General features: G+C 55.7%; 15 protein-coding genes. 8 read left to right on the top strand and 7 right to left on the bottom strand.

Features of this window, described 5'->3' with window-relative positions:
* The 6 genes from NE637_RS00830 to NE637_RS00805 all read left to right on the top strand — a co-directional run bounded on the left by NE637_RS00830 (position 1) and on the right by NE637_RS00805 (position 7,413).
* The gene (locus tag NE637_RS00830) at positions 1–1,620 is read left to right on the top strand and encodes a peptide chain release factor 3 (RefSeq protein WP_227119478.1); all 1,620 of its coding nucleotides are present in this window, start codon (positions 1–3) and stop codon (positions 1,618–1,620) included.
* Positions 1,621–1,919: 299 nt separating this feature from the next.
* Positions 1,920–3,053, top strand: coding sequence for an SGNH/GDSL hydrolase family protein (locus NE637_RS00825; RefSeq protein WP_256267554.1), 1,134 nt, complete (start codon positions 1,920–1,922; stop codon positions 3,051–3,053).
* Entirely contained in the window at positions 3,053–3,463 is a 411-nt protein-coding gene (locus NE637_RS00820) for an SxtJ family membrane protein (RefSeq protein ID WP_227119480.1), read from the top strand. Before NE637_RS00825 ends, NE637_RS00820 begins: the two co-directional genes overlap by 1 nt.
* A gap of 24 nt (positions 3,464–3,487) precedes the next feature.
* Positions 3,488–3,637, top strand: coding sequence for a DUF5989 family protein (locus NE637_RS00815; RefSeq protein WP_192111728.1), 150 nt, complete (start codon positions 3,488–3,490; stop codon positions 3,635–3,637).
* A 48-nt stretch (positions 3,638–3,685) separates the two neighbouring features.
* Entirely contained in the window at positions 3,686–5,545 is a 1,860-nt protein-coding gene (locus tag NE637_RS00810) for a carbamoyltransferase family protein (RefSeq protein WP_227119481.1), read from the top strand.
* A gap of 803 nt (positions 5,546–6,348) precedes the next feature.
* Positions 6,349–7,413: a diguanylate cyclase gene (locus NE637_RS00805; RefSeq protein WP_215646583.1), complete on the top strand. Its 1,065-nt coding sequence runs from the start codon at positions 6,349–6,351 to the stop codon at positions 7,411–7,413.
* 36 nt (positions 7,414–7,449) lie between these two features.
* Here NE637_RS00805 and brnQ read toward each other — a convergent pair whose 3' ends face one another.
* Both brnQ and NE637_RS00795 read right to left on the bottom strand, forming a co-directional pair.
* A complete protein-coding gene (gene brnQ / locus NE637_RS00800) occupies positions 7,450–8,751 on the bottom strand; it encodes a branched-chain amino acid transport system II carrier protein (RefSeq protein ID WP_192111725.1) in 1,302 nt (433 codons plus the stop codon).
* A 281-nt stretch (positions 8,752–9,032) separates the two neighbouring features.
* Positions 9,033–9,461: a TOBE domain-containing protein gene (locus tag NE637_RS00795; protein WP_215646587.1), complete on the bottom strand. Its 429-nt coding sequence runs from the start codon at positions 9,459–9,461 to the stop codon at positions 9,033–9,035.
* 454 nt (positions 9,462–9,915) lie between these two features.
* Between NE637_RS00795 and NE637_RS00790 the strand changes: the two genes are divergently transcribed.
* Positions 9,916–11,289 carry a dihydrolipoyl dehydrogenase family protein gene (locus tag NE637_RS00790; RefSeq protein WP_227119406.1) on the top strand — a complete coding sequence of 458 codons (1,374 nt, stop codon included), beginning with the start codon at positions 9,916–9,918 and terminating at the stop codon, positions 11,287–11,289.
* Positions 11,290–11,504: 215 nt separating this feature from the next.
* Positions 11,505–12,854, top strand: coding sequence for an NADP-specific glutamate dehydrogenase (gdhA, locus tag NE637_RS00785; RefSeq protein WP_227119407.1), 1,350 nt, complete (start codon positions 11,505–11,507; stop codon positions 12,852–12,854).
* Between the two features lie 156 nt (positions 12,855–13,010).
* On the opposite strand, the gene NE637_RS00780 is transcribed toward gdhA, so the two are convergent.
* From NE637_RS00780 to NE637_RS00760, 5 genes are all read right to left on the bottom strand, one after another.
* Complete coding sequence (locus tag NE637_RS00780; protein ID WP_215646593.1) at positions 13,011–13,574, bottom strand: GNAT family N-acetyltransferase; 564 nt, start codon at positions 13,572–13,574, stop codon at positions 13,011–13,013.
* Positions 13,575–13,608: 34 nt separating this feature from the next.
* On the bottom strand, positions 13,609–14,118 hold the full coding sequence (locus NE637_RS00775) for a nitroreductase family protein (protein WP_192111720.1): 510 nt from the start codon (positions 14,116–14,118) through the stop codon (positions 13,609–13,611).
* A 242-nt stretch (positions 14,119–14,360) separates the two neighbouring features.
* Positions 14,361–16,658: an FAD-dependent oxidoreductase gene (locus tag NE637_RS00770; protein WP_227119408.1), complete on the bottom strand. Its 2,298-nt coding sequence runs from the start codon at positions 16,656–16,658 to the stop codon at positions 14,361–14,363.
* A gap of 20 nt (positions 16,659–16,678) precedes the next feature.
* Positions 16,679–18,310: a glutamate synthase-related protein gene (locus NE637_RS00765; protein ID WP_192111718.1), complete on the bottom strand. Its 1,632-nt coding sequence runs from the start codon at positions 18,308–18,310 to the stop codon at positions 16,679–16,681.
* Positions 18,298–19,299 (bottom strand): class II glutamine amidotransferase domain-containing protein, encoded by a 1,002-nt coding sequence (locus NE637_RS00760; RefSeq protein WP_227119409.1) that lies wholly within the window; start codon positions 19,297–19,299, stop codon positions 18,298–18,300. The genes NE637_RS00765 and NE637_RS00760 overlap by 13 nt, the downstream gene beginning before the upstream one ends.
* Positions 19,300–19,984 lie beyond the last annotated feature (685 nt).

Below are 19,984 nucleotides of genomic sequence, written 5' to 3'. Positions count from 1 at the left end.
ATGCAAACAAACATATCATCGGCCATGAGTCGCGAAGCGCTCAGACGCCGCACTTTCGGCATTATTTCCCACCCTGACGCAGGCAAGACAACCCTCACGGAAAAGCTGCTGCTGTTCGGCGGAGCCATCCAGATGGCGGGCGCGGTCAAGGCCAAAAAGGCCCAGCGCCATGCCACTTCTGACTGGATGGAAGTTGAACGCGAGCGCGGCATTTCCGTTTCATCCTCGGTGATGAAGTTCACCTACGCCGATCATATCATCAATCTGCTTGATACGCCCGGTCACCAGGACTTTTCGGAAGATACCTACCGCGTGCTCACGGCTGTGGACTCCGCCCTCATGGTCATTGACTCGGTCAAGGGTGTTGAAACGCAGACCCGCAAGCTCATGGAAGTGTGCCGCATGCGCGACACGCCCATTTTGACCTTTATCAACAAGCTTGACCGCGAAGGCCGCGATGCCTTTGACCTCTTGAGTGATATTGAGCAGACCCTGGGCATTCAGGCCGCGCCCATGACCTGGCCCATTGGCATGGGCAAGAGCTTTCAGGGCGTGTACGACATCGAGCGGCAGGCCATCCGTTTTTTTGCGGAGGACGGCAAAAAGACCTCCCGCCCCAAGGAAGCTCTGGTCATCAACGGACTGAACGATCCGCAACTTGCCGAACTGATTGGTGAAGACGCCGCCGAGCAACTGCGCACCGAGATTGACCTGCTGGAAGGCGCGGGCTTTCCTTTTGACAAGGAACTGTACCTCAAGGGCAAGCAGACGCCGGTGTTTTTTGGCAGCGCGGTCAACAATTTCGGCGTTCAGGAACTGCTCGACACTCTTGTACGTCTTGCCCCCGGCCCAATCCCCCGCGTGGCGGAATGCGCCACGGGCGAGCGCGTGGTCAATCCGCTTGAAGAAGATTTTTCCGGCGTTGTTTTCAAGATTCAGGCAAACATGGACCCCGCCCACCGTGACAGAATTGCCTTTATGCGCATATGTTCCGGCAGGTTCGAGCGCGGCATGAAGGTCAAGCACCACCGCATCGGCAAAGAGGTGCAGCTTTCGCGGGCAATCACCTTTATGGCGCAAGACCGTGAAGGCGTTGAAGATGCCTGGCCCGGCGACATTATCGGTTTGCATAACCACGGCACGCTGAAAATCGGCGACACGCTCACAACTTCAGAAGTGCTCAAGTTTACGGGTATTCCCAATTTCTCGCCCGAGCATTTTCGCCGCGTGCAGCTGGCAGACCCCCTGCGCTCCAAGCAGCTTGCCAAAGGCCTGAAACAGCTTGCGGAAGAAGGGGCCATTCAGGTTTTTCGCCCGATCACAGACAGCTCGCACATTCTTGGCGCGGTTGGCGTGCTGCAGTTTGACGTTATCATTGCCCGACTCAAGGCCGAATACGGCGTTATCGCCCTGTACGAGCCCTGCCCCATTTCTGCCGCGCGCTGGATAACCTCCAGTGACCGGGCGGCGCTGGAGTCCTTTAAATCCGACCAGCAGTCAAACCTCGCCTACGACGGCGACGACTGCCTTGCCATCCTTTCCAGCAGCGAATGGCGGCTCTCAAGAGTTATTGAAGAATGGCCGCAGATAACCTTTCACACCACACGTGAAATCAGATAACCGTACAAAAACTTCATCTGTTCGCATCTGCATAAAATTGAATAACCGCACAAAATCCTGCAAAAACGGATTTTTGTGCGGTTATTTTCAATTCTGATTACATAGTGAGGTGCCGCAGGCCGCGCCTTACGGGGATATAGAGTTTCTGCCCCCGCAAAACCGTGCTTGAAAAGTTGGCAAAGCAGGCATATATGGTCTACTTGATTATGCTCTCGCTTTGGCCTTTTTGTTCAGGTACCGCCTTCGGTGAGGAAGCCCCACACGCCTGAACCCCGAAACTTTCTTTCAACCACTCCTTTATGCTAAAAAGATTCCTGATTTTTCTGTTTATGCTGATAGCCATGCTTGAGGTGGCATCCTATTTCTACATCAAGTATATAAACACAAACATTCAGATGCCGTCTTACAGCCTGGTGAACGTTAACAGCAAGTTCTGGACGTTCAGCGACGAGCATTTTGGCGTATGGCACCACCCTTCATCCACATATTTGCACAAAAAGCCCTGCTTTACGGCCCAGTACGCTTCCAATGCCTTTGGCATGCGCGACAAGGAGCGCACCAAGGATGCAGACCAGCCGCGCGTTGTTATTCTGGGCGATTCTTTTATTGAAGGTTGGGGCAACAGGTCAGAAGACAGGCTCTCCAACCGGCTTGAGGCTTCGACCGGCAAGGAAGTGCTCAATTTTGGCACGTCCGGCGGCTTTGGCACCATTCAGGAATGGCTTCAATACAAGCATATGGTTAAACAGTTCAGGCACGATGTCGTTCTGCTGGGCATTCTGCCCCGCAATGATTTTGAAGATAACAGCCTGGATTTCTACTACACGCAGGACACGGACGATTACCGCCCATATCTGGTTGGCGATTATCCTGATTACAAGCTTTTTTACCCGGTTAAAAAGCTGCCCCAGCCTACAAAAGTTCAGTCCTTGGCAAAGAGCTTCAAGCTCACCCTGCTGGAATGGAGCTGTCTGTACCGGGTTGCTATTTACCTGAATGATTTCAAGATCGAAAACATGAAGCTTGTCCCTCGCTGGACACCCGAGAATACCAATGATCCTTCGGGCGGCTCCATGTACTATTCTGTGCCCGAGAACGAATGGAACATCATGCGCTATTCACTCGAGCAGCTTGTGGCCGAAGCGGGGAACCGCAAGGTTATTCTGTTCACCATTCCTGCCTATCAGGATTTTGAACACTATGACGGCAAGGAGCCGCCCCTTGCCCGCAAGCTGCGCGAACTGGCTGGCCGCACAGGCGCGACTTATGTGGACTTGATGCCTGCCATGCTTGCACGCGGCGTCAAATACCCCGACCTGTATTTCAGTTGCGACAAGCACTGGAATGCCTTTGGCAACGCTGTTGCCGCAGACATTCTTGAGCCATACGTGCGCGACGCCCTGCAATCATCCCCCGCTGCAAGAGGAAACTGATGCAACACCGCAAACTACATTTCGGCTTTTTGCCTGCTGCCGTGAGCAACAAGGAATGCGCCGATACCGCTATGGCCATGACATTGATATGTCTGTTGGCCGTCATGTTTACCAAGTCGCTCACCCTGTTGCCCCTTGCTCTGGGGCTGCTGCTGGCGGGCATGATCTGGCCCCGTCTGTATTCGCCTTTGGCAAAGCTCTGGCTGGGTCTTTCCCTGCTGCTTGGCTCCATCATGTCGCGCCTGCTGCTGAGCGGCATATTTTTTGTTATTGTGACCCCGCTGGCTCTTGTCATGCGCCTTTTCGGGCATGACCCCATGCGCCGCAAAGGCTGGAAAAAAAGCACGGATTCCACCTTTGTTTCGCGCGACCATACCTTTGAAGCAAAAGATCTGGAACATCCGTTTTAGGATTTGTTCCTTCAGGAGATATCAATGGATTTTCTTAAAGACCTGCTGCAATTTTTTATGCAGCGCAAAAAATTCTGGCTGCTTCCCCTTGTGCTCGTTCTGCTGCTGTTTGGCGTACTTGTGGTGATGACCAGCGGCTCGGCCATAGCGCCTTTTATTTATTCTGTTTTTTAACAGCATCTGGTCAGGCGCACCCAGCGCCGACGACACATGGGAGCCTTCATGCCCAGAGCCATTCTTGGCATTTCTGCCTATTATCACGACTCCGCAGCCGTGCTGCTGGTGGACGGCAAAATTGTGGCAGCCGCTCACGAAGAGCGCTTTTCGCGCGTCAAACACGATTCCGGATTTCCCAGCCACGCTGCCGCCTACGTGCTGCGCGAGGGCGGGCTGAATATTGCCGATCTTGAGGCTGTAGCTTTTTACGACAAGCCCTACCTCAAGTTCGAGCGCCTGCTTGAAACCTACAACGGCTTTGCCCCGGCTGGCCTGCGCAGCTTTCTTTCTGCCATTCCAGTATGGATCAAGGAAAAGCTCTTCATGCGCTCCATGCTGCGCGAGGCCATAGCCAAGCTCGGCCCCGGCTCGCCCAAGATGCTTTTTCCGGAGCATCATCTTTCGCACGCTGCCAGCGCCTTTTATCCCTCGCCCTTTGACAGGGCCGCCATCCTGACCATTGACGGCGTTGGCGAATGGGCAACCACAACCATTGGCCTTGGCGAGAACGCCAGCATCCGCATTCTCAAAGAACAGCAGTTCCCGCACTCGCTGGGCCTGCTCTACACGGCTTTTACCGCTTACTGCGGCTTCAAGGTCAATTCGGGCGAATACAAGCTCATGGGGCTTGCGCCTTACGGCGATGGCGACATGGAGCTTGTGGAAAGGCTCAAAAAAGCCATCTGCGACAGCCTTGTGGACATTCGCGAAGACGGCTCCCTGCTGTTGAACATGGAATACTTTGACTATGCCACCGGCCTGCGCATGTACAAGCGCGACAAGTGGGAAAAGCTGTTGGGTATTCCCCCACGCGATGCGGAGAGCGAAATCGGCCAGGAATACATGGCCCTGGCGCTGGCTATCCAACAGGTAACGGAAGACATCGTGCTCAAGCTGGCCCGCACAGCCCGCGAGCTGACCGGCTGCGACAATCTGGTCATGGCGGGCGGCGTGGCCCTGAACTGCGTTGCCAATGGCCTGCTGATACGCAGCGGCATCTTCAAGAATGTGTGGATTCAGCCCGCCTCCGGCGACTCTGGCGGCGCGCTGGGCGCTGCGCAGGCCGCCTGGCACATATGGGGCGGCAACGAGCGCCCTTCCCCCAACGGTATTGATGCCATGCAAGGCTCCTATCTTGGGCCGGAGTTTTCGCGCAACGACGTTCTGCGGGTTGCACGCCGTTTTGACGCCCCCTACAGCGAATACGCCAAGCTTGAAGGACTCTACTCCACGGTGGCCCAGCATCTGGCGGACGGCGCTGTGGTTGGCTGGTTTCAGGGCCGCATGGAATACGGCCCCCGCGCCTTGGGCGACAGGTCTATTCTGGGTGACCCCAGAAGACCTGAAATGCAAAAAAAGCTGAACCTCAAGATCAAGTTTCGCGAGGGGTTCCGGCCCTTTGCGCCTTCTGTGCTTGAAGAATACTGCGCCGAATGGTTTGATCTTGACGCCAAGTCGCCCTACATGCTTGTGTGCGCCCCTGTGGCGCAGAAGCACCGCACGCAACTGCCGGAAAACGTGCGCGAGCTGCCGCTCTACGACAGGCTGTATCTGCAACGCTCCACGGTCCCGGCCATCACGCATGTAGACTGGTCTGCCCGCATCCAGAGCGTTTCGCGCAGCACCAATCCCCGTTACTGGGGACTGATAGACACGTTCCGGCGTGAGCAGGGCTGCCCCATGGTCGTTAACACCAGCTTTAACGTGCGTGGCGAACCCATTGTCTGCACTCCTCTGGATGCCTATACCTGCTTTATGCGTACAGAGATGGACTTTCTTGTGCTTGGCGACATGATTTTTGACAAGCGTAACCAGCCAGAGTGGCTGGAAAATGTAGACTTCAAGTCCATTTTCACACTCGACTGACGCATAGCTGCATTATAAAAACACCAAACAACAAGAGCGGAACTCCCAAATGGGGGTTCCGCTCTTGTTGTATACGTGTAAACAACACGCTGCCCAAATGGTCGTGACGCTGTTATAGTAAAACAATAAACGCTATTGATAATTGTTCATTTAACAGGGCAATCTTGTTGCCGTCCTTTGCAATATTATATAATTTGAAAGATGATACTTTATCACACTATAAGTAATCACACCAGATATATTTCCAGTTTGTTTCAGGTAAATTTGGAGCTAAAGTGGAATTTCATATTCCAACAATGTTCGTGATGCTGGTCGCCGGTTGTATTACACTTGCGGTGTCTGCGCTTGCGGCTTCTGAACGCCACGCGGGCGATGGTTTGCGCGAATGGGGGTTGGCCCTGTGCATCCATGCCACAAGTTATATTCTCTTTGCACTGCGCGAAACTATCCCTGATTTTTTATCTATTGTATGTGCGAATGCCTTGTTTTCTATTTCATATGCAATTTTTTACTATGCTGTTCATATTTTTCTTGGGGTACATCCGAAATACAGATTTCTGTTCTGGGGGCCACCCCTTATTATTACTGTTGGCGTGCTCGTTTTCTTTGACTCAGTCATATTTCGCGTGCTGTTGGTCAATGCCATGTTGGCTCTTCAGGGATTCCTGGTGCAAAAGGCGCTGTTAAGCTACAAGTTTGATTTTTCTGTGCGTGGGCGCAACCTGATGCTCTTTGGCATTGGGCTGTCAATTATCACACTTGCGTGGAAATTCTGTGTAGCCATTGTTGCACCCCATCAGATAATGAGCATTTTTCAGACCTCTCCGGTTCAGGTAACTCTCTATATTGTCACCTTTATTTCCTTGATCATGGTGTCAACCGGCTTTGCGCTCATGGCAAAGGAGCGCTCGGATGCGGCCTTGCGCAAGGCTGCCTTGCTGGACAGACTGACCGGCTGCTGGAACCGTGTGCGCATTGAAGAAATTTTGCAGCAGGAAATGGCGCGCATGCACCGCTATGGGCATCCGGTTACCTTGTTGATGCTGGATCTGGACAACTTCAAGCGCATCAATGACCAGTTCGGGCACCTTGCTGGCGATGAAGTGCTACGAGGTTTTGGGAGGATGCTGCGCACCGACATACGCGCAACTGACGTGCCGGGGCGCTGGGGCGGGGAAGAATTTGTTGTGGTTTTGCCCTCATCCACTTTTTTTGATGCCGTAACCCTCGCGGAGCATATACGCGATCACCTTGAAAAATTCAATTTTTCTTTTAATTCAAGGGTTACCGTCAGTATTGGCGTGGCAGCCTGTCGGGCAACGGACACAGTGGAAGAATGGATGCAACGAGCAGATATGGCTCTGTACAGAGCCAAGATTGGCGGCCGCAATCAGGTCATAGTGGAGGATCTGGACGGCAGTATCAGCAATTTTATTTGCAGCCCTTCAAGCGCATTGCGCCTTCAGTGGAGCGACACATACGAATGCGGGCATGATGAAATTGACCGGCAGCACCGCAACCTCTTTGCAACAGTCAACAACCTGCTGCAACTGGACAGTTCCGGCGCTGACAAAAAAACAATTGGCACCGCCGTTGAAGGCCTGCTGGCGGACACGGTGGAGCATTTTCAGTTTGAGGAGTACATTCTGAACCAGATTGGATACCCGGATGCGCCTTCGCACATACAGGCACATCAACACCTGCTGGACAGGGCTAACGTTCTGCTGGCCCAGTATCAACGCAACGGCGCAGACCTCGCGGCACTTCTGCGCTTCATGATTTACGAGCTGACAGCCCAGCACATCATGATTGACGACAGATGCTTTGGCAAAATTGACGCCGCAGCGCCTGAAATACCGGCTCCGTGAGGCGGCTGCATATCAGCCAGCGCCGACTGCCTGAAATTAAGCCTTGCCCCTGCCCTGCCGTACAAAAAATCCCGCAATGCCAAAAATCAGGGCGGGTAAAATCCAGCCAAGCCCCACAGATTCAAAAGGCAGCATGGCCGTCAGCCCAACGGGCAGCCCAAAATCTTCAAGCACGCTCAGGCCGCTGCTCAGCAAAGCGCCAACGGTGGCAAAACGAAAGATGTTGTCGTTCTTGATGAACTTGTCAAACAGTGAAAGCACGATAACAGCGAGAGTGCCGGGGTACAGAAAGATCAGCACCGGGGCCGCAAGGGAAATGATGCTGTCGAGCCCCACGTTGGAGATCACCATGCTGAACAGGCCAGTGGTGACGGCCACCGCCCGGTAACTGAATCGCCCTTTGCTGAACTGCGAAATAAAGGTACCGGTGGTGCCGATCAGCCCCACCGCTGTTGCCATGCACGAAACAGTCATGATCACAGCCAGCAGCACGTTGCTGGCACGGCCAAAAAGCCCGCCCACAAGGCCGGATACCAGCGCGCCCTTTTCCGTATCGGCCGGGTACAAGCCGGAGCCGGTCGCACCAAGGTAGCACAACCCGCCATAGATTATGAACAGCAGCACGCCTGCCACAAGGCTCGACAAGCCAACAGAAAGCGCCTTCTGGCTGCCGGATGTATAGCCCTTGCCCTTGAGCGCATTCACAATAATATACCCGAACACCAGCGAGGCCATGACATCCAGCGTCTGGTATCCGGCGAGGATGCTGTTCCAGGCAACCCTGGCGTCGCGCACGTTGGGATTGATTTCTCCCAGCGGCCACACAACGGCGGCGCACACAATCAGGAAAAAACCGCCGATCTTGATGGGCGAAAGGTAACGGGCAATGGCATCCACCATGTTGGATTCGCGGTATGCCAGCAAGGTCGAAATGCCAAAAAAAGCCACTGAATAGAGCACCTTGGCAAGGCTGAACCCCTTGGACGAATACCCAAGCGGCGCAAAAGAAATGGCAAAGGCAGTGGCCCCGGTGCGCGGGATGGCCAGCAACGGGCCAATGCACAGAATGATTGCCAGCATCATGAGCATTGCAGGGGTTCCGCCAAGCCTGTGGAAAAGCCCTTCCTTTCTGTCAATACAAGAAGAAGCCAGCAAGGCGTATATTGTCAGCAGGGCAAGGCCCACATCTGCCGCGTAATAGCACAAAAAACCCGTGAACCACTGCGTTCCTGCCGTCAGGCCGATGTAAGGGGGAAACACCACGTTTCCCGCGCCAAAAAACATGGCGAACAGCGCCGCCCCAACCACAAAGGAATCGCGCACGAGTTTTTTGTTCATAAAATTCCAGTAGTACGAGTATTACAGGGGCCTGCCCTTTGCCGTGGCACGGTGCAAGCCACCCGCGCCGCCTCAAATATCAGAAGGCGAGGCCGCAGGCTATATGGTCAGGTCATATTTTTTTGGGTCAGACGCGGCAGGCGTTCAAAAATAATAACCTTTCAGCACGTTATTGCGCAGGTCAGAGCAAAAAATTCGGCTCTGCCGTTTATTGCAAACAGCAGAGCCGCTACAGATCAAGGCCAGTGAGAATGGCCCAAACCTAAATTCGATGAATCGATCTACTTGGCTACAGCAAGAATAACCTGCGAGGCCTTAACAATGGCGGTAACCTTTTTGCCAGGTTCCAGGCCAAGGTTCTTGATGCTGCCCATGGTCACAATGGAGGCGATGGAAGCGCCACCGGGCAGTTCAACAATAACCTCGGCATTGACCGCGCCGGGGGTAACCTTGCTCACAGTACCGGCAAACTGGTTGCGTGTGGAGAGCAGGTAGTTTTCTGCATCATTCATCAGCAGCACAAAGCTGGCCTTGATAAGGGCCATTGCGCTGGCGCCGGGTTTGAGGCCAAGATTCTTGGTGCTCACCTTGGTAATGGAAGCAACAATATTGATACCGCCTTCAACTGCCAATTCCACTTCATCATTGACTGCGCCGGAGTTAACGGCAACAACTTTGCCGGAAAAAACGTTCCTTGCACTGGTTTCCATATGATTCTCCTTCAGTTTGCGGAGTGACTGGAATAATCTGGGGGAGGACAACCTCCGCTTTGTATGGAGCAAAACTACAGGCTTTACAGTAAAAAAGCCAACCACTCGCAGCGTTACACAGATAAATATTAATATGCTGTTATTTCATGCAATTAAATCATCCCGATTTTAATTAAATGCGTGATTATAAAAATTATTTTTTGCTGTCCCGGTAAAAGCGCTGCGCTTCCCCTATCCTCGGCATATGCAGGCTATCCCCACCGCCAGACCTCGCATGGTGACAATGTGCTCAAGACACCGTACCATGCTCAGCCACAAGCCGTTCGTTACTGCACCCAGTGCGGGACCTGCGGCCTTCCCCTAATAACAGCAGCCTTCAGTAGGGCCATAGACTGGCACGCCGTGATAAACATGCGTGCGCCACATGCCCAACTGCCAGTATCCGGAGAAGCGCATGAATACATTTGATGTTGTCATTATCGGCGGCGGGCCAGGCGGAGCCAAGGCCGCAGGCATACTTGCCCGTGGCGGAAAATCCGTTGCGCTGGTTGAAAGCACCCATATGGGCGGCGTATGCCTTAACTGCGGCTGCATCCCCACCAAGCTGCTGCTGGGCGCAACCGCTCCAAAAGGATTGTTGCGCGGTCTTGAGCGCCAACGCGTTGCCAAAGGCAATATTGAAGTGGATTACGATGCTCTGCAAAAACGCATCCAGCGTTTTGTCAAAGCATCATCCCAGACCCTGAGCAAGGGGCTGGAACAGCTTGGCGTAACGCTTATTGAAGGCCATGCAGCATGTGCAAGCCCCTCTGAGGTTATGGTGACAGGCGCTGACGGCACCGTGCAGAATCTGCGGGCAGAGCACATCATCCTTGCTGGCGGTTCCCGCTCCGCCGCATTCCCCGGCATGACGCCCGACCATGATGCCGTTCTGGACAGCACGGACATGCTGCGCGTGCCTGCCATACCGGAAAGCCTGATTGTTGTGGGCGCGGGGGCTATCGGCCTTGAAATGGCCGACTTTTTCAACGCAATGGGCAGCAAGGTCACCATTGTAGAAGCCGCACCCCACCTTGCCCCAACGGAAGATGCCGATCTTGGTCAGGAAATGGCCAAACTTCTTGGCAAAACCGGCATAAGCTGCATCACAGGCGTTAAAGCGACATCGCTCACAACGCGCGAGGGCGCGGCTGTGCTCGTGCTTGAGGACGGCAGGGAACTGACCGCCGCCAAGGCCCTTGTGGCGGTAGGCAGAACGCCCAATACGGATACTCTTGGAGCGGAAAAAGCCGGATGCACGCTTCAGGCGCGCGGATTCATCACTGTTGACGAGCATCTTATGGCTGCCCCCAATGTTTACGCCATTGGCGACATCAACGGGCAAACTCTTCTGGCGCATGCTGCGGAGCATCAGGGCGCGTATGTGGCGCGGCGCATTATTGGAGCGCAAAGCGGCCCCTACGCTTCCGGGCCGGTGCCTTCCTGCGTTTACGGCAGCCTGGAAATCATGCGTGTGGGCCTTACCGCAAGGCAGGCCCTGGCACTGTGCGGGCCGGTGGCTGTTTCCAGGGCGCAACTCATGGGCAACGCCATTGCCCAGGCCGGGGGCGATGCGTCGGGCTTTATCAAGATCGTGTGGCAGAACGGCTGCATTGTGGGCATTGCCGCTCTGGGGCACGGGGTTTCGCACCTTGTCACAGCGGCGCAGTTGCTGCTCATAGGGCAATACCACGGCTCTGCGCTCAATGCCTTCATGTTTGCGCACCCGACACTGGACGAAGCGTTACACTCTGCGCTGGAAGCTCAACAAGAACCTTTTGCTGGCTGATCCAGAAATTTCCGCTTCCCCAGCCGTTCAGCCCCGGTCAGCCACATAAGCCGACCGGGGCTTTTTGTTGCAAGCGTCACATTCCTCATATCGGATTAGGTATTTTTTTAAATTCTTGTCAAACTGCATCATCTTGTCTAAAAAAAACCTGCTTGAATCAATGTTATGCGGAAGTTTTTTTGTGCAATCCTTACCCCCCCTATCAGGAGAGCAACATGCCTTATGTTGAGCGAGTGTTAAATAACCTTAAAGAAACCTATCCCCATGAACCTGTTTTTTTGCAGGCAGTGCAAGAGGTGTTGCAAAGTCTGCAACCCATCCTGGACAAGCAAACTGAATACGCAAAAATGAAAATCCTTGAGCGGATTGTGGAGCCGGAACGCTGCGTCTCCTTCCGCGTGCAATGGATGGACGATGCAGGACAGGTTCAGGTTAACCGGGGGTACCGGGTTCAGTATAACTCGGCTCTGGGCCCGTTCAAGGGCGGCCTGCGCTTTCACCCCAGCGTGAATCAGGGCGTGCTGAAATTTCTTGGCTTTGAGCAGATTTTCAAAAACTCGCTCTCGGGCCTTGCCATCGGCGGGGCCAAGGGCGGCTCGGATTTCAACCCCAAGGGTAAATCCAAGACGGAAATCATGCGGTTCTGTCAGGCATTCATGACGGAACTCTGGACGCATATTGGCGCAACCGTTGACGTGCCTGCTGGCGATATTGGCGTGGGCAGCCAGGAAATCAGCTTTCTTTTTGGGCAGTACAAGCGCCTGACCCGGCGCTACGAAGGCGTACTCACCGGCAAAAACCTGCTCTTTGGCGGTTCGCTGGCGCGACCTGAAGCCACAGGCTACGGCGCTGTGTATTTTGCCCAGGCCATGCTCGATGCGCGCGGCCAGAGCCTTGAAGGCAAGGTCTGCACTGTCTCCGGCGCGGGCAACGTGGCTATCCACTGCTGCCAGAAGCTTATTCAGGTGGGCGCAAAACCCGTGACCGTTTCCGACTCGCGCGGCATGATCTATGACCCTGAAGGCATCAGGCTGGACGTGCTCAAGCAGGTGAAAGAAATCGAGCGCGGCCCCCTCACCCGCTATGCGGATCTGGTTTCTTCCGCCAAGTACACGCCTGTGGCGGCCTATCCCGCAGGGCGCAATGCCGTGTGGAACGTGCCCTGCTTTGCGGCTTTTCCCTGCGCGACGCAGAACGAACTGAACCTCGCGGACGCGGAAACCCTGCTGGCCAACGGCTGCGGTTGCGTGGCGGAAGGTGCAAACATGCCCTCTACGCTTGACGCAGTGCATGCCTTTATTGCTTCCGGCATTGCCTACGGCCCAGCCAAAGCAGCCAACGCGGGCGGTGTGTCTGTCAGCCAGCTTGAAATGGCGCAGAATGCCAGCATGCAGCGCTGGACGTTTGAAGCGGTGGACAACCAGCTCAAACACATCATGTACGATATTCACCAGCGCGCCGCCGCCACTGCCGCAGAATTCGGGCAGAAGGGCAACCTTGTGATGGGCGCGAACATTGCGGGCTTCCGCAAGGTGGCTGACGCCATGATCGCCTTGGGCGTATAACACTACGGTTGGCAGTTATGCCCTGAGCCTGCCTGCAAGAATAACAAAGGCCTGTTGCGGTTTGGAATATTCCTGAGAAGGACACATTCCTTACCGCAACAGGCTTTTTTGTTTACGCTATAATGCGCGGCAATTCCTGATGCAACGGTTTTGCCGCTACAGTGCCTTGGTGGTGTCTCCAAGGCCCAGTGCCCGCTGCATCAGCACAACATCAACCCACTGGCCGAGCTTGTAGCCCGCGGACTGGAGCACACCCGCGTGCCTGAAGCCGTGCGCCGCATGCAGGGCAATGGAACCAGCGTTGCCGCTGTTGCCGATAACAGCCACCATCTGCCGCCAGGGGCCGCGCTCGCACCGCGCAATGAGCGTTTGCAGCAGCGCATGCCCAAGACCTTGCCCCATTGCCTGTTGGGCAACATAGATGGAATCTTCCAGACAGAATCTGAAAGCAGACCGCGTGCCGTACAGCCCGGCGTAACAATAGCCCACAACAGTATTGTCCTGACGGGCCACCAGATAGGGCAAACCAAGAGCAAGCACGGCCTGACGGCGGCGCCCCATTTCTTCCACACTGGGTGGCAGTTCTTCAAACGTCGCCAGCCCGTGTAGCACATGCCAGGCGTAAATGCCCTGCACTGCCGCCATATCATCCGGTTGCGCGTCATCCACAACAATGTGCGGCGCACAGCCCGCGCCGGGGCGCAAAGGTTGTGAATCCATGAGTCCAGGCCTCGATGTTGCGGAGTAAAGCTGTTTACCAGCCGTTCAGGTGAACCTTGCTTTCGTTGAATCTGTCCGCCTCGGCAAAGGGCTGCGCAGGGTGCCCCATGACCACAAGACCGAGCATGTTGATCTGGGCCGGAACATTGAGCAGGTCGCGGATAGGTTCAACGCGGTCTTCAAAGGGGTACATACCGCACCACACCGTGCCAAGGTTCAGGCCACGCGCGGCAATCAGCATGTTCTCCAGCGCAGCAGTGCAGTCCTGCTGCCAGTAGCCGGGAGCTTTGGCTTCATCTGGATTGGCGCAGACCACAATAACCACAGGCGCTTCAGCGGCCATTTTGGCATAGGGGTGCCGCTCGGCAATGGAGGCAAGCAGAGCTTTGTCGCGCACAACCACAAAGTGCCAGGGTTGCTTGTTGTGTGCGCTAGGCGCGCACATGGCGGCCTTGAGTACGAGCTGCAAGTCTTCATCGCTCACAGGCTCAGCCGTGAATTTACGTATGCTGCGCCGGGTAAACAGCGCTTCAAAAACGTCCATTGGACTTCTCCTGCTAAGACTGGCTGTGAAACCGCATACTGCGATTGCGTATAAAGGGACACAATTGTATTGCGGTCTGAAACAAAGAAATCGTGCCTGTGGGCAGTATGCAATAATTCTGTTTTAAACAAAAGTGCAGGATGCCCGGCGCTAATGGCGCAAAAAGCCCCCTTTCTTACCCGTTTTGTGGGAGAAAGGGGGCTTTGCATTCATTCAGGGCAGGCAAAAAGCCCGCCAGAGGTCTAGCTCATGTCCCAGTTGGGATACATGGTCCAGATGCCGCAAGGGCAGATGCCTGCGCAGATGCCGCAACCGATACAGCGGGCAGGATCAGAAACGTATTCAAATCCGCCGCCAGCGGTTTCTTTACGGTCAATGGCCTTCTCCGGGCAGGATTTGAGGCACATCTTGCAGTCGCGGCAGGTGCCGCAGCTCACGCAGCGGGAGAATTCATCCTGCGGCGTGGGCAGGTCACGGTCATGGCACTTGGCAAAATAGGCCGTGTGCAGACGCGTGGAAGGCACGAGCTTTTTCTTTTCCGGCGTGTAGGTTTCGCCGCGCACAAAGGCATCCGCGGCAAAGGCGGCATCGCGGCCCGTGCCAATGGCATGCACCAGCAGGCCGGGCTTGATAACATCGCCCACCGCAAAAACGCCATCCATGACGCTGAGGTCGGGCTTGGGCACGATCCATTCGCGGAACTTTTCCAGACCTTCCGGCAGATATGAAAGGTCGGGCGATTCGCCAATGGTGATAATGACCATCTTGCCCGGGATGAGCGTCCCTTCCTGGGTGATGATGCCGTTATCGGTGACTTCCTTGGTCTGCACGGGCCACACAAGCTTGCCGCCCAGCCCTTCAACATGCTCAATTTCGTGAGCAAAGGCGGCGGGCTTCTGCACGTCGATGCAGGTCACCTGCTTGGCGCCCATGGCGTATGCGCCCACTGCGGCGTCCATACCCGCGTTGCCGCAACCGATAACAATCACGCTGTCGGGCACGGCGGGCTTTTCGCCCTTGTTGATGGCTTTCAGAAAGTCGATGCCAGCCACGATCTTTTCGTGTCCGGGCCAGGGGAAGATGCGCGGCACATGCCCGCCGGTGGCGACCACCAGGGCAGAGTGCTTTTTGCGCAGTTCCTCGAACTTTTTGGCGTCAACAGGGCAATTGTTCACAAAGGTCACGCCCATGTCCTCAATGCGCTTGAGTTCCTTGCGCAGCAGGTCATGGTTCAGACGGGCACGGGGAATCACCTGCTCAAGCTTGCCGCCCATGACGGAGTCGGCTTCGTACACGGTGACGTCGTGGCCCAGGCGGGCAAGCTGCCAGGCAGCCGTGAGGCCGCCAACACCGCCGCCGATCACGCCAATGTGCTTGCCGGTGCGGGTTTTGGGCTTATCGACCGTGATGTCCGCAGAACAGGAGCCGAGCTTGCCGATCTGCACGGGGCTGTCCAGATCAGTGCGCGTGCAGCTCTGCATGCAGGGGTTGGGGCACACGCTGCCGCAGACGGAACCGGGGAACGGCGTGTAATCCAGCACCATGCGGTAGGCTTCTTCCACATTACCTTCACGCAGAAGATTAAGTCTGCGCTGGGTAGGGATGGATGCCGGACAGTTGAATTCGCAAGGGGCGGCAAACTCGGCGTTCTGCCACATGGGCACACGCAGGCGGTAATCGCCGCGCGCCACCAGCCCGTTGACCATAAAGTCATCGGGGGCAACATCGCTGAAAATACCGCTGGGTATCCATTCCTTGCTGCGGAACTGCCCAAGGCTCACAACTTCCTTCTGGCCGCGCTCCTCAAACGGCAGCGGCGTGATCTTCTGCCACTGGCTCCAGTCGCACAGTTCGCTGCGCAGGCTGGGCTGGTCAATGGCCATCAGAAAGTCGTCAAGACCAGCGTCAAGCCAGGCGATATCTTCATCATCCAGGGGGTTGAGGCGCACGTCCTTGGGCAGCTGTCCAACAGGCCCACGGAAGTAGACAGCACCGCCAACCATGCCGACGCAGGAGCGTTCGCCCATGACTGAGGCAATGTCCTGGCTGTCATGGCCGCACACAACGGCCTTGCCGCCGCCCATGAATTCAAAAGAGAAGCTGCCCACGCTCTTGAGCACCCAGAGTTCCGGGGCTTCATAAAGGGGGTCGTGCTTCATGAGGGAGCCAGAGCGGGTACCCGCGCGGCCACCAATATAAACAGTACCGGCTGCCGCGCAATGGGCCGCAGTGTCGCCCGCATCGCCGCGCACCACAATGCGCCCGCCCGCGTTCAACCAGCCTACGTCCGCCGAGGCGGAGCCTTCAACCAGAATCTCCGTGTTGGGCAGGCACATGGAGCCTACCCGCTGACCGGGGTTGCTGACCTTGAAGGTCAGCTTTTTTCCTTCCTTGTTCCACAGGGGGCCGCCGATATCGTGCTGGCCCGAGGCCTCAATATAAAAGTCAGTCTCACCCTTCTCTACCGCCGCCTCAATGGCCAGCAGCAAATCCTGGGTGGACATGCGCTTGTGTTCGTCTACCGTGCTAACGCGCAGCATGTTCTGCTCCTCGCCAAAGTCTAACAGGCGTACTGGATATCCAGCTTGTCGGCCACAGCCTTGTCCGTGGTAACCAGGGCGTCGGAACGCCCAACCGGCAGCGAACTGTTGCCCACAGGGGCCAGCAGCTTGCGCAGTTCGGAGTCAAAGGCCAGCATGTAGTCCACAATGTTCTGCGCGCCCCTGTCCACATCCAGCCTTTTGACCAGACGCGGATCCTGGGTGCATATGCCCGTGGGACATTTGCCGGTATTACAGGCATTGCAGCGGCCATGCTCATTGCCGACGCAGCCCAGCAACTGGATGAGGATCTTGCCGATGATAACGCCGTTGGCGCCAAGGCAGATCATCTTGAAGGCATCCGCAGCCGCGTTTCCGGTCAGGCCTATGCCGCCGCCAGCCCACAGGGGAATCTGCCCCTGAAGCCCCTGGGCAACGGCAGCCATGTAGCAGTCGCGCAGCTTGGAAACAATGGGATGCCCGGTATGCTCCAGCGAAACCTCGTTGGCAGCGCCAGTGCCGCCCTGAATGCCGTCGATGAAGAACCCGCCGCAGATCTTGTAAGGATCGCGCAGCAGGTTGTTGTAAACGGAAACAGACGTGGCCGATGCCGCGCACTTGATGGCCACCGGCACGCGGAAGCCAAAGGCCGCATTGAGCGAGAGGTGCATTTTCTGCACGGATTCTTCAATGGAATACAGGCCCTGATGGTTCGGCGGCGAATGCAGGGTCGCCTTGGGTACGCCACGGATGGCCTGAATGTGCGGAGCCACCTTGGCTGCGGGCAGCAGGCCGCCGTCGCCGGGTTTTGCGCCCTGACCAATCTTGATGAGCACGCCTGCCGGGTCGGTCTTCATGCGGGGCATGGCCTTGATGATGCGGTTCCAGCCAAAGTGACCGGAGGCGATCTGCAAGATCATGTACTTGAGCTGGTCGGATTCCAGCAGCTTGATGGGCATGCCGCCCTCGCCCGAGCACATGCGCACGGGCATGCCGCAGTGTTCATTAAGATAGGCTGCGGCAAGGGCAATGGCTTCCCACGCGCGGGTGGAGAGCGCGCCGATGCTCATGTCGCTGAAGATGGCGGGGTAAATCCAGTGCACCGGAGGGGTGCGCTCGGTCAGCACAAGGCTGTCGCCGTCAACGCGCAGGGGCAGTTCCTTGGCAAGCATGACGCGGCCAAGGGGCGAGCGGATATCAAAGGTGTGACGCTCGGAATCCAGTGCGGGGTCGGTCATCTGGCTGATGCGACCCACAAAGATGGAATCGAGCGTGCGCGGCGGGTTCAGGTTGGTGCGCCCGCCCCGTTTGACGGGGCCGTGGTGACGCGCCAGCACAGGAAACCGTGTATCCTGGTTGCGCACGGGTTTGATGGCCGCGTTGGGGCAGATTTTTTCGCACATGCCGCAACCCACGCAGGAGTTGGGAATGCTGGCCTTTTGCATGATGACCGGGCGCGCGGAATGCTCCTGCGTCGGGTCGGGAAAGGCCTTGCGCGAAAGCGTGATGCTGCGGCGCATCATGCCCACTTCAATGGCGTTGAAAGTACACGCCGCCACGCACGAGCCGCACATGGTGCACAAATCGGGGCGGTATTCTATCTTCCAGCGCAGGTCGTTAACACTTACGTCCTGAGTTCTTACTGATTCCATCGCTGCACCGCCAGATCGTTGTCAATAACCACCATTTCCCGTTCATTGGGATAGATGTCGTTGGAGATGTCGCGGTCGGGCATGATGGCGTTCAGACCGCAGACCTCGGAGGCGATGGCCACCATGTCCGAGTTTACGCCCACAACAACGGGCCGCAGCTTTTTGGAGTCGCAGCAGGTAATCATCTTGCCGTCAGGCAGAAGGCCGATGATGGTGTTGGGGCCGTTGATCTCCATGTGCGCAAGGGATTCGCGAATAAGATTCAGCACCTTGCGGTCAGCGCGCTGTTCCGCCTCCACAAAAGGCAGGGGCGTGATCACGTGCTTGTAATACTTGATGGGCCAACGCAGCTCATGCAAGACATAGTGCAAGGTGTACAGAAAGTTCTGCGAGTCGGATTCAAAACCCACATAGCCCCTGTGCAGCGACTTCTGGAACTCTTTGTTCTTGGTGAAAAACGTGTTCTCGCCGTTGGCGCACACAGTGTAGCCCTGCAAAAAGAAGGGATGCGCCGCGTAACGCACGATGGCGTAGTTGGTGTTCTGGCGGCACTGGGTCACGATGTTGCGCGCGGTCAGGCGGCCATCGTCTTTCCATAGTCGAAAATATACAGCTATGTCGGCAGGATCACCGATTTCTTTAAGGGTCAGCACATCGGGCCAGAACGAATAGACAAAGCCATTCTGTTTCTCGGCCAATAAGTCCCGCAGCTCAAGGCGCGTGTCCAGCAGCAGGTTTTCGCGATCTTCCTGACTACGGGAGCGGTATTCCTCCGGGTAGTCATAGTTGCGGAAGACGTAACGGGGCATGGCCTCAATCTTGAGGCCGGGGCGTTTGTCCACTTCAGGCACCCACTGGGCAACCTGCACAAAACCCTTTTCTTCCATGTAGTCGTTGACCAGTTGCACGCCCTCGGGGGTGCAGGCCAATGAAAGCAGGGGTTTGTCTTTGTAGTGGCTGAACACGCCCTCCAGGTCTTGCATAACCATAGCAAAACCGGAGTTGTCATGCCCTTCCTGCTGCGGCAGCATTAGATTGAGCGCCATTGAGGGGGGTACAGGCGTCTTGCTCTTGATGGAACCAATTCTGCACATAGCTGTTAACCTCGGGAAAATGCGTCACTTGAAGACCAGCCCGCAAAACTGGGCTACAGGGACGCGAATGGACCCTCTCGTAGGGTGCAATGTTGACTGACCTTTTGGTATAGTCTGAAGACATGACCAAAACGCACCACGAGTTGAAGCATGGGACTGTCAAAGACAGCCTCTGCGCTCCAACCGGCGGATCCACACTGGCGGTTGCGTTCGGCCTCTGGCGCAGGGGGGAAATTGAGTTTGCTACAAACCTTTTCGATGGGCAAGAATAAATTGATGTCATGCATCAAAAAAAAGCTACAGTGTTTATGTTTTGATACCACGTATAAAAACTGGTGGTTGTACGTGAAAAAACTCGTAAAGTTCTGCAAAGATCTCACAATGTGCAAATTTTTTTGCAAATTTGACATATTGCCATAACATAATATTGGCATTGTCCGATATTTTTTTTAGAATCAGACTTAGCTGGGCAGAATTTATGCCCTTTTAAAAGACATCTGATAACGCATTTCATAAAATATGATTATTCCCCCCTGCGAGGTAAATGATGAATGTGAGAATGTGGCTTGTTACCCTTTGC

Origin of the sequence: Desulfovibrio desulfuricans (genome assembly GCF_024460775.1) — a bacterium.
Classification (GTDB): Bacteria; Desulfobacterota; Desulfovibrionia; order Desulfovibrionales; family Desulfovibrionaceae; genus Desulfovibrio; species Desulfovibrio desulfuricans_E.
Note: the sequence above shows the minus strand (reverse complement) of the source record. Positions and strands in the feature narration are given on the sequence as shown.